Origin of the sequence: Bradyrhizobium sp., assembly GCF_027451485.1 — a bacterium.
GTDB lineage: Bacteria > Pseudomonadota > Alphaproteobacteria > Rhizobiales > Xanthobacteraceae > Bradyrhizobium.
The window spans coordinates 1-12,534 of record NZ_DAIDJE010000016.1 but is presented as its reverse complement, the minus strand read 5'-3'; the positions used below and the strand labels follow the sequence as shown (position 1 = coordinate 12,534).

Here is a 12,534-nt window from a genome sequence, read left to right as displayed (position 1 = left end):
GAAAAGCCCGATGCGTGGCTGATCGTCGCCGGCGGATGGACACCGCGCCAGTTTGCGGAAGACCGCCGGCCGACCGAGGCGGAGATCGCGAGCGCGGCTTCCGGGCATCCCGTCTACATCCAGCTGTTCTACGGCTATGTGTTGATCAACGCCCAAGGCCGCGAGCGGCTGAACATCAGGTCCGAGGGCGACCTGCCCGACGGCGCGACGTTCGAGCAGGATCTCGAGCACAGACCGACCGGATGGATCACAGGGCCGGGGCCCTCGATCGTCGCGCTGTATTCGCGCTTGCCCAAGCCGTCGATGCAAGAGGCGATCGAGGGGACGCGGCAATTCTTTCGCGAACTGACCAGTTACGGGTTGACCGGCGTGATCGATCCCGGCGGCCACAATCTGGCGCCGGACGATTACGCGGCGCTGTTTCAGCTGTGGCGCCGGCACGAATTGCCGCTGCGCGTGGTCTACAGCATCTTCGCGCCGCGGCCCGGCAAGGAACTCGCGGATTTTCAGGCCTTCACGCAATTCCTGCCGATGGGGGCAGGCGATGACTGGCTGCGCTTCAACGGCATCGGCGAGTGCGTCACCTGGGGCATGTACAACAACGACACACCCACCGATGCCGACAAAGAGGCGTTTTATCTCGTGGCGCGATGGGCTGCGGAACGGGGCCTGACGCTGACCCAGCACTGGAACCATGATCGTTCCGTGCACCATCTGCTTGACGTTCTCGAGCGCGTGAACCGCGACGTTCCGATCGCACCGCTGCGCTGGTCGATCGCGCATCTGCCCGATGCATCGGACGCGTCATTGCGGCGGATGAAGGCGCTGGGCGTCGGCTGGCTGATGCAGGATGGACTCTATTTCGCGGCGCCTTCCTATATCGCCGAGCAGGATGCGCGAATGCAGCGGTCGCCGCCGATCGTCTCCGCGGGCAAGCTTGGCATCGTGATCGGCGGCGGCACCGATGCCAACCGCGTCATGATCGAGAATCCGTTCGTGTCGCTGCGCTGGATGCTCGATGGCCTGACGGTCGACGGGATTGAAACGCGGGAAAAAGCGGAAATCCCGAGCCGCCTGGAAGCGCTTCGCATCTACACTGAGGGCAGCGCGTGGTTTGCACATGATGAAAATCGCAGGGGACGACTCGTGCCGGGCATGCTCGCCGATCTCGCGGTGCTGGATGACGACTATTTGACCGTACCGGTTTCTCAAATCGCGAAAATCAAATCGCTGCTGACGGTGGTCGGGGGCCGGGTCGTCTACGCTGCGGCGCCGTTTTCCGCTTTCGATGCGGAATATCATTAAAGCGAGGTGTCTTTTGCGCGAAACTAGAGGCGAAGGCGTGCGACTTAGAATAAGAAATCAAGCGCGTGGTATTCCCTGCCGAAATCATCGGGCCTAAAATCGCGCGAACTCGTCACAGCCCGACTTGCTCCGGCCATCCACATCTTTTCTCTGTCGTGGATTTAAAGCGTGGATGCGCGACGAGGCGAGCGGAAGCGACGCCGTTCTTCGAACGGCTATGCGCGGTATGACGTATCTGTCTGGTCTCATTTTGCTCTAACGGGGGAAGCATGGCGACATTTCTGGTGATCCTGCACGGCCTCCTTGCCGTTGCGCTGCTTGGCAGCATCACCCATCAGGCGATTGCGGTGATCTGGCCTGCACAACGCAAGACAGGATTCGTCAATGCGTATCGTTCGGTTTCAAGCCGCGCCTATGTGAATGCCAATATGGTCTTGTTTCTGGCGGTCGCCGTTCTTGGCAGCATCATCTACCCGATCTATCGCGTCTTTATCCGAACCTATCTCGAAAATGCGCGGCTCCATCCGGCCGTGGGCTCGTTCGAGGTAAAAGAGCAACTCATCGCGATCGGTCTTGGCCTGTTGCCGCTCTATTGGCTGGTGTGGCGACGCCCCGATCCCGCCAGCAAGTCCGCGCGCGTTGCCGTCACCCTGATGCTCTGCTTCATCGTCTGGTTCAGCTTCCTCGTTGGCCACATCCTCAACAACATTCGCGGCATGTTCGGACTATGAAGGACAACAATATCGAAAGGCTCGTCCCGGTTTTCTCCGCGGCGTTTGCGCTGATCTACATCATCTCGGTTGAACGGAACTGGGCCCTGTTCACCTATCATCCGAAAATCCATCAATGGGGTTGGCTGGTCGAGCCCGCGAAAAACGGTCCGCCGATGTATTGGTATGGCTGGCTTGTGACCTCGCTGCTTGGTGCATCGGCCGTCAGCGTGATAGCCTGGCCGCTGTTGAAAAGCCGGCCGACGCAGTATTGGCTTGGGTGGACGGTGCCTCTCCTGGTGATGATCAGCGTCTTCTACCTCTTTCGCGATTTCTTTCTCCGCTGAGACCAGGACGGCCCGTGAATTTGAAGTTCATATGACGAGCGCGCGGCGAAACATCACGCTGACCATCGGTGCTGCGGCTTTCGCCGCAGCGGTCTTTTCATTCCGCCCGGCTCATTCCGGCGAGCTCGATTCCGAGCGAGACGAAGAAGCGACCCTCGCTTTCGTCGGCTCGACCAGGGAGGTCGGAACGCTGGCGCCCGTTCCCGGCGTCCTGGTGCAGGCCGAGCTGGGCAAGCTGCGGATCATGGTTCGTAGCAACGGCGAAGGCGTTTACAAGCTGATTCCGAGTTTCGGCGCCGATGTCAAAGGCGACAGCGTGACGATCTCCTGCTCGAAAGACGGTTATGACACGGTGGATGTCTCGCGGCGCGAGATGTCGTCGAGCGCATCGCACGAGCTGGTCGTGGCCGAGTGCCTCCTGGCACCTAAAACTTCAAAGTGATCTGATCTGCTTCGCCCCGGCGCCTGGCTGGCGAGCCGGGCGCAACCTGGCCTGCGACAAAAGATTCGCCCGATCTGTGAAGCCAATCACACCGGAATTTTGCGGGGACCTCTAGACCAGTACCGCCGAAGGTCGTGGAGGCGGGTGCCGCAACAGAGCACGAACCTTCTAGAAGCGGGCACCGGCTTCCGGATTAGTGCGAGTTCTCTTGCGGGAGGCGTCCATGTTGCGATCAACCGATAACGTTCCGGTCAATCAGGATTCCCTGCAGAATGCCTGGCAAGGCTCCTGGCCGGCCATCGTCCGGATCATTATTCTGGAAATCGTGCTGCTGCTCGCGCTTGCAGGCGCGTTGGTCTGCTATCTGAGCTGGTCGTCAGAGGCCGCGGTTTTCGACTTCATGGCCGCGAGCCCTTCTCAGGCGGTTCACCTGTCCTGCGACCACAGCGCCTAGTTCATGGGCACCAGCAAAGCTGATTGATTCTGGTACCGCTTTTCCGATCTGAAGCCCCGACCGAGTTCGCCGCTTGTGGTGCGGGGACTTCAGAGCGGCGGTCCCGGAGCCTGTCCGGTCTTGATTGAACCAGGCGGGATGAGTCCTGACGGTTTACTGGGATACGGTCTGGATCACGCTGCTTACCGGGCGTGCGCCGGTGGCGACGGGCATCTTCATTTCCTTCATCATCTCCTCATCGTATTCCGGCAAGGTCTGCATCGGCGCCTTGGGTTTCATGAACACGACCTTGTAGCCGCCCGCCTTCAGACGGCGGAGCAATTCGGGCATCGCCTCGGCGGTGTGCTTCTGGAAGTCGTGCATCAGGATGATGCCCTTGCCCTGCTTCTGGAGCTTGGTCATCACCGTCGTAATGATCTGATCGGCGTTCTTGGCCCTGAAATCGAACGAGTCGAGATCGCAGGAAAACATCGCGATGTTGCGTGTGCCGAGATAGGTCATTGCAGCCGGGTTGTGCTGCAACTCGGGGAAGCGGAAGAACGGGGCGGGCGCGGTGCCGAGCGCGAGCTTGACGGCGCTGTTGCCCTTTTCGATCTCGTCCTTGACGGCCTGCTCGGTCAGCTTCTTCGAGTTCAGGTTGGCATGCGACCAGGTGTGTGTGCCGACGGTGTGGCCGGCCGCGAGCACCTGCCGCAGGATTTCCGGATGATAGCTGGCGTGTTTGCCGATCGAGAAGAACACGGCTTTGGTGCATTGATCTGCGAGCGCCTTCAGCACCGCCGGCGTGTTGCCCGGCCACGGACCGTCATCGAACGTCAGCACCACTTCCTTGTCGGCCAGAAAATCGAACTGCTTGAAATGCTGAAAGCCGAAGCCCGGCCCGCCGCTGGTGTCGACCTCGACGACGCGGGAAACGCCGAGCGCATCCGGATTGGCGCAGGCCTCTTTGGGCTGCGGAGCCGGAGCAGGCGGCGCGTCCGGAATGCTGCCGGTCACATCGACCGGATCGCGGCTGGCGGCGAACTTGGCGGGCGCCGGCGCGGGTGCGGGCGCCGGAGTTGGCGCGACCTGCGCCGCGGCGATCGCCTGGGTCTTGGCTGCACTCCTTGCCGGGGCCGTCCAGAACCACCCGCCGATGGCGAGCAAGGCAGCCGCCACCACACTCATCAGCATCAGGCCCAACGCGTTACGCATGGTTACTCTTTCATTAATACAAACACGCTTACTCCTTCCTTTATCGGAAAGATTTGTTAACGCTCCGCCAACGCCGCGCCATTTCTCAGGGCTCCGATCCCGGCGTTCGCAAGCTGTTGGAGCGGGCTCCGGCGCGAACTTCGCATTCGAGGGAGCCTTGGCCGGTCTTGGTCGAGGCTCCATGCTGGACACCGCTCGGGCTTTTGCACGGTCATCGATGCGCTCGCGCAAAAACGGGCGCGGTGCATGTACCGCGCGCGACGGATGCGTTGATCCGCGCATTGACATCGCCGCGTGAGCAGACTTTCATCGCCGGCATTGCAGCGATCAAGGCGCATTTGGATGGACAGGATTGCGTACGTGTTTGTGTCGGCGCTGATAGCAGCGCAGGTTCTGGCGATATCATCTGTCTCCGCCCAGCAAGGGCACGATGCCTGCGCGCGGGACGTGACGCGTTTCTGCCGCGCGCACATGAACGACGGGGATTCTGTCGTGCTGGAGTGCCTGAAGCAGCACCGTTCCCGGCTCAGCCGGGCCTGCGACAAGGTCCTGACCGAGAACGGTCAGTAGTTTAAATCTTGACGCTGCTGCCCGCCGCGGCGGAGGCCACCGGCAGGACTTCACGGGCCGCGCGGTCGGGCGTGTCTTCCTTCCAGCGCACCGAGCCGAAGGGACGCTCGAGCATGCGGCGGACGCGCACCGGGTCGGGCCCGAGATGGAAATCCATCGCCCGCTGGTGCAGGGCGCGCTCGGATTGCGTGGCGCGGTTGCGCTGGCGCAGATAATCGAGCCAGGTCGGGCAATGGTAACGTTCGGTCCATAGCTCGGGGTCGGCGATGTCGCGCGCGATCGACCAGCCATAGGCGCCGTTGCGCTGACGCGAGAGCTGGACCTCCTGCATGACGTTGTGGAAGGCGCGGGCCTTGTCCTGCGCGACGCGGTATTCGATCTCGACCACCAGCGGCCCGCTGCGCCCGGTCAGCGACAGCTGCACCTCGGGGTCGGCCAGAACTTCGGCATCCTCGTTGCGCGCACCGACGCGCGGCATTTTCAGCCAGATGCCGAGCAGCGGCGACAGCAGCATCAGGCCCGCGGAAACCAGGAGCGCGGTTTCGACGCCGGCGCCATCCGTGAGTTGTCCCCAGCCCCAGCTGCCGATCGCAATGCCGCCGGAAATCGAGGCCTGAAAAATCGCAAGCGACCGTCCTGCAACCCAGCGCGGCGCCGAAAGCTGCACGCCGATATTGAACAGGGCGACGGCCAGCATCCAGGCTGCGCCGGCCACCACCAGCGCCGCCGCGGTCAGCACCGGTTCATGGCTCATCGCCACTGCGGCAATGGCGCCGCCCATAGACAGAGCGCAGGCGCGGACCGCGGCCTCGCCGCTCAGGCGTTTGCGCACCTCGCCGATATTGAGCGCGCCGATCACCGCGCCCATGCCGAAAGCACCCAGCATGATGCCATAGGTCTGTGCGCCGCCATGCAGGAGGTCGCGTACCACGAGCGGCATCAGCGCCGAGATCGAGCCTCCGATCAGACCCGTGACGAGCGTGCGCAGGAGCACGACCTTGATCGAGGGCGAGTTGGCGATGTAGCGCACGCCCGAGACGATGGCCCGGTTGAGGCGCTCGCGCGGCAGCCGCGACGGCTCGCTCTCGCGCCGCCAGACGAACAGCGCCACGACCAGCGGAAGATAAAGCACCGCGTTGGCGCCGAACGCCGCCACGGCGCCGGCGGTCGCGACGACGATACCGCCGATCGCGGGCCCGAAACTGCGGGCGATGTTGTAGCTGATGCCGTTCAAGGCCACTGCGGCAGGTAGCATGTCGGCCGGCACCTGCTCGGTCACCGAAGATTGCCACGCGGGACCGAACAGCGCCATGCCGCTGCCGACAACGAAGCAAAAGGCGAGGAGGCTGTTGGGAGTCACGAGATCGAGCCATGCCAGCGCGGTGAGGGCGGTTGCACCCAGCAACGCGATGGAAAGCGAGACCAGCGAGACGATGCGGCGGTCATACATATCGGCGATGGCGCCGGCCGGCATTGCAATCAGCATCACCGGCAGCATCAGCGCGGTCTGCACCAGCGCAACCTTGTCGGCAGAGGATGTCATCTGGGTCATTGCCCACGCCGCGCCGACCGCCTGAATCAGCAGGCCGAGATTGGACAACAGGCTCGCCGCCCAGATCCGGCGGAACGCGATGTGGCGCAGCGGCGCGGCGATACCGTCGGTGGCGAACATTGGGCGCTTCGGCAGTTCCGTCATCGTATGTCCCTTGCGGGCAGCTGATTTCCCTGGACCCGGGACTGCCCATCGAAGTCCGGTGCGCACCCGATTCGTGAGCACAAAATACCCAAGATCGTTCGGCTGTCACAATCCGCTGATCTCCGGGCCCTCCCGGACGGTGCCTTCATGGCGCCGGAATCCCCAAGCTGCTATGCTTGCTCTACGCGAGATGAGGCTTACTTCATTCGCGGTGGAAGGACGACATCCGTGAGCATCGCCGAAACCTGGGACTTCCCGGCCAGCCGCCGGCGCTTGGTTCCTCCGAGCCCGCCGCGGGCTCCCGAGAGCATGTCGGCGCTCCAGCGGCTGGCAATGATGCGCGAAAGCGCCATCGGAACCTGGGGGCAGCGCGCCTATGAGGAAGACGTCGTTCGCGGCCGCTTCCTGTTCAACTCCAGTTTCATCCTCAACACGCCGGATGCGATCCGCCATGTGCTGGTCGACAACTACGAGAACTATTCGCGCACGCCAGCCGGTCTTAGGGTGCTGCGCCCGATGCTGGGCGAGGGCCTGCTGATCGCGGAAGGCCGGGCCTGGAAGCACCAGCGGCGCACGCTGGCGCCGGCCTTCACGCCGCGCGCGGTCGCAACCCTCATTCCGCACATGGTCGCGGTGACCGAGGAAACTGTCGCCAGTCTGGCCCGCATCAGCAACGCGCCGGTCGATTTGCGCGAGACAATGCAGCGAATGACGCTAGAGATTGCCGGGCGCACGATGTTTTCGTTCGGAATGGAACGCCATGGCGCGACGTTGCGCGATTTCGTGATGGAATACGGCAACACCCTGGCGCGGCCCCACTTCCTCGACCTGGTGCTGCCGCGGGATTGGCCGAGCCCGCGTGATTTTGCCCGGGCGCGCTTCCGCAAGCGCTGGACCCACTTCGTCGGCATGCTGATGGCGGAGCGCCGCGCCGCCGGAAAGGCCGACGGGGCGCCCGCCCGCGATCTGTTCGACCTGATGGACGCCGCACGCGATCCGGAAACCGGCGAGGCCTTCAGCGAGGCGCAACTCGGCGACGAGGTCGCCACTATGATACTCGCCGGCCACGAGACCACCGCGACGGCGCTGTTCTGGTCGCTGTATTTGCTGGCGCTCGATGGTGTCGCACAGGAACAGGTGGCAGATGAGGGCCGCCAGCTCTCGGGAAATGGCGAGGCTGACCTCGCGCGGTTGAAGTTCACCCGCGCCGTGATCGATGAAACCATGCGGCTTTATCCGCCCGCCTTTCTGATCGCGCGCTCCGCATTGGGTCCCGACGTGATCAAAGGCATGCCGGTCGCCAGGAACGACGTGATCATGATCGCGCCATGGCTGTTGCACCGTCACGAAAAGCTGTGGCGGGATCCGAATGCGTTCGTACCGGAACGTTTCCTGCCGCCGGCGCCGCCGCCCGACCGGTTTGCCTATCTGCCGTTTGGCGCGGGACCGCGGGTCTGTATCGGCGCGCATTTCGCGCTGGTGGAAGCGACGCTGGCGCTGGCGCGGATCATCGCCGCGTTCCGCGTGACGATCCTCGACGAGGATCCGATCATGCCGACTGGCGTGGTGACGACCCAGCCGGATCGCTCGCCGATGTTCCAGATCTCGCCGCGCTGAGCGCTAGTGGGGCCGATATCATGCGCGAGTTGAAGGCCCAGTTTGCAACGCTACAAACGATCGCAGGTCCCACGGTCACTGAAGCCATCGCCCATCTCGTCGAGAATGGCGAAGATCACGCGCTCAACCGCGTCAACGTTCTGCAATTTTCCAGCGCGAACGGTCTCGATGAAGAGCAGGCAATCTCGGGCTTCCTGCACGCCTCGCGGCTTGGTCTGTTCGATCTGACCTGGAATGTGCTTTGCCCCGGATGCAGCGGCGTGCTCGACGCGCATGACACGCTGAAATCGCTGCGCAGCGAAGATTATCATTGCGGGTTATGCGCCTGCGGGTACGAGCCTTCGGTCGACGAACAGGTGGAGGTCGCCTTCACGGTCAGCCCGAAGGTCAGGCGCATCGCCGCCCACGATCCCAACACCTTGCCGCTCTGGGAATATTACCAGCAGGTGTTCTGGAGCTCGGGGATAGATCTCGACCGTTCGACCTTCGCAGCGCTGGCCGACGAAGTAGCGCTCGATGCACTGGAACTGCCGGCCGGCGAGCGCGCCGTGATGTCGCTGCAGTTGCCGTCGCAATTCGTCATCGTCTTCGAACCGGTGACGCATTCGGCGCATTTCATCGATGTGCAGGGCGAGCCGACCAAAGAGTGCCAGCTGTTGTCGCTGGTCTTCAACAGGTCGCATCCGCCGACCGGCTCAATCACGATGCGTCCCGGCCCCTTGCGGCTTTCGCTCGACAATCAGGCCGGCGTGCGGACCTTGCCGACGGTCTTCATCGCCGGCGACGGGCTGCATGCTATGCTGGGCAAACGCCGGCCGTTTCTCACCGCCAAGCGCATGCTGTCCAACCAGACCTTCCGCGACGTGTTCAAGGCCGACCATCTCGATATCGACCAGCGCTTGAAGATCACCTCGCTCACTTTCCTCTTCACCGACCTGAAGGGCTCGACCGCGCTCTATGAACGGGTTGGCGATCTCGCCGCTTTCGATCTGGTGCGCGCGCACTTCCGGGCGCTGCTCGAGATCATCTCCTCGGAGAAGGGGGCAGTGGTGAAGACCATCGGCGACGCGGTGATGGCAACCTTCCTCAAGCCGGAGCACGCGATTGCCGCCGGTCTGCGCATGCGCGCGGCGATGGATGCTCTCAACGCCCAACGCGGCACCGAAGATCTCGTGGTCAAGATCGGCATTCACGAAGGGCCGTGTCTTGCGGTCATGCTCAACGAGCGGCAGGACTATTTCGGCCAGACCGTCAATATCGCGGCGCGGGTCCAGGGGCTTGCGACCTCGAAGTCGATCCACGCCACCGGCGGCGTGGTCGAGGTGCCGGCGGTTTCGGCGATCCTGCAGGAGCGGGCGATCAAGCCGATCCAGAAGCAGGCGGCGCTGCGCGGCATCGCCGACAAGGTCCTGGTCTACGAAATCCCGTAAGCGATTGAAGGCAACATTGCCGAAAGGTAATCCGCAGTGGGAACGCGCGCCGATTGCGCGAGTTCATGTTTCGCGCCATATAGACTTGAGACGACCTATCCAGAGACGTTTGATGCTCGACGGACTGCGCCAGTTTATCAGCGAAGTTATTTCTCCCTCGCATGAGCCACGCGATTTCGACGATCACGGCTACCGTTTGGCCGCGACCGCGTTGCTCGTCCATGTCGTTTCGCTCGATGGCGAACCATCGGATGCAGAAAAGCGCAAGCTCCACAGCCTGATCGAAAGCAGTTTCGGGCTAGACCGCGGCACCGCCGACAAGCTGATTGCCTCCGCAATGCTGGTCGAGGGCGAAGCCGTCGATCTCTATCATTTCACCAGCGTCATCATGCGCTCGGTCGACGATGCCGGGCGCTTGCGCATCGTCGAGATGATGTGGGAGCTGGTATATGCCGATGGTCAGGTCAGCGAGTTCGAGGACAACGTGGTTTGGCGCGCCGCCGATTTGCTCGGCGTGTCCTCGCGCGACCGGATCGATCTCAAGCACCGCGTCGCCGCCAAACAATCCGCGGCCGTCTCCGGCAGCGAGCGATCTAACTGAAATCTAATGTGGGTGGAAAACAGTCCGCAGCATTGCTGCACATTTCTGCGCCACCTTTCATTTCATTTCTGCCTGATCAAGGTTCGCCAAAGGTTCGAAATGCTTGCAGGCGGCCTGTATCCCGCTTAAGCCAAGTTCCGCATTGGACGATATTTTTGGTGGGCAAGGAAAATCGTGACTGAGCGGGTGACGCTGATTACGGGTGCCTCGGCGGGGATTGGCGCCGATCTGGTGCGCGTCTTTGCTTCCAACGGCCATCGTGTTGCAATGGTGGCGCGCCGCGCCGACCGGCTCGAGGCGCTCGCCGCGGAAATCGCTGCCAAGCGCCTGCCCGCGCCGATCGCGATTGCCTGCGATCTCGAACACCCCGACGCCGGCGACAAGATCGCCGCCGCGCTGACCAATGCAGGCGCGGAATGCGAATACGTCGTCAACAATGCCGGCTTCGGTCTGTTCGGACGTGCCGTCGAGCTCGACCGCAAGGAGCAGCTCGGGATTATCGCTGTGAATATTCGTGCGCTGACCGATCTGTCTTTGCGCTTTGCTGATCAGCTGATCCGAAACCGGGGCGGAATCCTCAACGTTGCGTCCATCGCCGGTTTCCTGCCGGGTCCGGGCATGGCGGTCTACTACGCTTCCAAGGCCTATGTGCTGTCGTTCACCGAAGCCCTGCGCGGCGAATTGGGTTCGAAGGGCGTCCGCGTCACGGCGCTGTGTCCGGGCCCGGTTCCGTCGGAATTCCAGACGCGGGCAGGTTTCGAACCAGGACTCGATTCCGCGGTGCTAAACGTGTCCTCCGCCGAAGTCGCCGCCCAAGCCTACCGCGGGCTGATGGCCAACAAGCGCGCGGTGCTCCCCGGCATCGGTATCAAGCTCGTGCCGCTCATGCTGCGGCTTTTCCCGCGCGGATTCGTCCTGGCGGCGGTGGGCCGCTTGCAGACGCGCCAGCGCTAAGGATCGCGCAACTCACCCGAAATTAACGATATGTTGGTTATGCTCGCCGGATTGGAAGCTTGCGAGAAAAGTCCGATGTCGCCTTCCGCCAAAATCGGTCTGGTGCACGATACCGCATCGGCTGCGGCAGGGCGCCGGCCGGCAGCATCTTCGCTTCTTCCGGTCCTGATCGTCCTGCACCAGGAAAACTCGACCCCGGGCCGCGTCGGCAACGCGCTGCGTGCGCTCGGCTATCGACTCGACATTCGCCGTCCGCGCTTCGGCGATCGATTGCCGGAAACGCTATCGGCGCATGCTGGCGCGGTCATTTTCGGCGGCCCCATGAGCGCCAACGATTCGGACGACTATATTCGGCGGGAAATCGACTGGATCGCGGTGCCGCTGCTCGAGCAGCGGCCGTTGCTCGGAATCTGTCTCGGCGCGCAGATGCTCGCGAAGCATCTTGGTGCCCGCGTCGCGCCGCATTCACGCGGCCGCGTCGAAATGGGCTATTATCCGATCCGGCCCACGCAGGCCGGACTAAGGCTCTGTGCACGCTGGCCCGGCGAGGTGTATCACTGGCATCGGGAAGGATTCGAACTGCCAGCTGCTTGCGAGTTGCTTGCGCAAGGTGGCGACTTTCCCAACCAGGCCATTCGCTTCGGCAACGCCTTTGGCCTGCAATTTCATCCCGACGTGACCTACGCGATGATGTGCCGCTGGACGGTTCGCGGCGCCGAACGTCTCGGCATGCCAGGTTCCTGTCCGCGCCAGCAGCATTTTGCGGGGCGCGCCCGCTACGACGTCGCCGAGCGGGCCTGGCTGAAACACTTTCTCCAAGACTGGCTGAGCCGCCTGCCGCAAGCCGTTATCGGGGAAGCGGCCGAGTAGCAGGCGCGTTCATACGCCAGGTCAATGTGGATCGGGCCGCCTTCGTCCAAGGATTAACGGGCAGCCTTCGCTCCGAAATGGCTGCCTGGCGGAAGCAGGCGTAACGTGCGAAGGGTGGTGGAGCCAGGCGGGATCGAACCGCCGACCTCGTCATTGCGAACGACGCGCTCTCCCAGCTGAGCTATGGCCCCAAGTCGCTTGGTTTGGATGTCGCTGCGGCAAAAGCTTGAGAAACCGCCAGCAATCGGCGCCATTTACAATCTGCACCAAGGCCAAGTCAAGAACGGCGAAATCGTTGTTTTTACGACCCTTTGAGGGGAACTTACCTTGTTTGCCCCGCCAGG

At 62.9% G+C, this 12,534-nt stretch carries 13 protein-coding genes and 1 tRNA gene; 11 read left to right on the top strand and 3 right to left on the bottom strand.

Annotation, left to right across the window (positions count from 1 at the left end; genetic code table 11):
• The 5 genes from NEZ08_RS02495 to NEZ08_RS02475 all read left to right on the top strand — a co-directional run.
• A partial coding sequence (locus NEZ08_RS02495; RefSeq protein WP_298102952.1) for an amidohydrolase occupies positions 1 to 1,305 on the top strand: 1,305 nt, incomplete at its 5' end.
• 269 nt (positions 1,306 to 1,574) lie between these two features.
• Positions 1,575 to 2,036: a hypothetical protein gene (locus tag NEZ08_RS02490; protein WP_298102950.1), complete on the top strand. Its 462-nt coding sequence runs from the start codon at positions 1,575 to 1,577 to the stop codon at positions 2,034 to 2,036.
• The gene (locus tag NEZ08_RS02485) at positions 2,033 to 2,362 is read left to right on the top strand and encodes a hypothetical protein (RefSeq protein ID WP_298102948.1); all 330 of its coding nucleotides are present in this window, start codon (positions 2,033 to 2,035) and stop codon (positions 2,360 to 2,362) included. The genes NEZ08_RS02490 and NEZ08_RS02485 overlap by 4 nt, the downstream gene beginning before the upstream one ends.
• 31 nt (positions 2,363 to 2,393) lie before the next feature.
• Positions 2,394 to 2,804 carry a hypothetical protein gene (locus tag NEZ08_RS02480; protein WP_298102945.1) on the top strand — a complete coding sequence of 137 codons (411 nt, stop codon included), beginning with the start codon at positions 2,394 to 2,396 and terminating at the stop codon, positions 2,802 to 2,804.
• 223 nt (positions 2,805 to 3,027) lie between these two features.
• A complete protein-coding gene (locus tag NEZ08_RS02475; protein WP_298102943.1) occupies positions 3,028 to 3,258 on the top strand; it encodes a hypothetical protein in 231 nt (76 codons plus the stop codon).
• Positions 3,259 to 3,411: 153 nt separating this feature from the next.
• Here the strand turns inward: NEZ08_RS02475 and NEZ08_RS02470 are convergent, their stop codons facing one another.
• Positions 3,412 to 4,452: a polysaccharide deacetylase family protein gene (locus NEZ08_RS02470; RefSeq protein ID WP_298102939.1), complete on the bottom strand. Its 1,041-nt coding sequence runs from the start codon at positions 4,450 to 4,452 to the stop codon at positions 3,412 to 3,414.
• A 342-nt stretch (positions 4,453 to 4,794) separates the two neighbouring features.
• On the opposite strand from NEZ08_RS02470, the gene NEZ08_RS02465 reads away from it, so the two are divergent.
• Positions 4,795 to 5,022, top strand: a complete 228-nt coding sequence (locus NEZ08_RS02465) for a hypothetical protein (protein WP_298102937.1) — start codon at positions 4,795 to 4,797, stop codon at positions 5,020 to 5,022.
• Position 5,023: 1 nt separating this feature from the next.
• On the opposite strand, the gene NEZ08_RS02460 is transcribed toward NEZ08_RS02465, so the two are convergent.
• The gene (locus NEZ08_RS02460; RefSeq protein ID WP_298102934.1) at positions 5,024 to 6,718 is read right to left on the bottom strand and encodes an MFS transporter; all 1,695 of its coding nucleotides are present in this window, start codon (positions 6,716 to 6,718) and stop codon (positions 5,024 to 5,026) included.
• A 228-nt stretch (positions 6,719 to 6,946) separates the two neighbouring features.
• On the opposite strand from NEZ08_RS02460, the gene NEZ08_RS02455 reads away from it, so the two are divergent.
• The 5 genes from NEZ08_RS02455 (at position 6,947) to NEZ08_RS02435 (ending at position 12,190) form a co-directional block, all read left to right on the top strand.
• Positions 6,947 to 8,335 (top strand): cytochrome P450, encoded by a 1,389-nt coding sequence (locus tag NEZ08_RS02455; protein ID WP_298102932.1) that lies wholly within the window; start codon positions 6,947 to 6,949, stop codon positions 8,333 to 8,335.
• Positions 8,336 to 8,355: 20 nt separating this feature from the next.
• The gene (locus NEZ08_RS02450) at positions 8,356 to 9,765 is read left to right on the top strand and encodes an adenylate/guanylate cyclase domain-containing protein (protein WP_298102930.1); all 1,410 of its coding nucleotides are present in this window, start codon (positions 8,356 to 8,358) and stop codon (positions 9,763 to 9,765) included.
• A gap of 112 nt (positions 9,766 to 9,877) precedes the next feature.
• Positions 9,878 to 10,366, top strand: a complete 489-nt coding sequence (locus NEZ08_RS02445) for a TerB family tellurite resistance protein (RefSeq protein WP_298102928.1) — start codon at positions 9,878 to 9,880, stop codon at positions 10,364 to 10,366.
• Positions 10,367 to 10,540: 174 nt separating this feature from the next.
• Positions 10,541 to 11,320: an SDR family oxidoreductase gene (locus tag NEZ08_RS02440; RefSeq protein ID WP_298102926.1), complete on the top strand. Its 780-nt coding sequence runs from the start codon at positions 10,541 to 10,543 to the stop codon at positions 11,318 to 11,320.
• A 75-nt stretch (positions 11,321 to 11,395) separates the two neighbouring features.
• Positions 11,396 to 12,190, top strand: a complete 795-nt coding sequence (locus tag NEZ08_RS02435) for a glutamine amidotransferase (protein ID WP_298102924.1) — start codon at positions 11,396 to 11,398, stop codon at positions 12,188 to 12,190.
• A gap of 115 nt (positions 12,191 to 12,305) precedes the next feature.
• Here NEZ08_RS02435 and NEZ08_RS02430 read toward each other — a convergent pair.
• Positions 12,306 to 12,381 (bottom strand) — tRNA-Ala (locus tag NEZ08_RS02430).
• Positions 12,382 to 12,534: the final 153 nt, after the last annotated feature.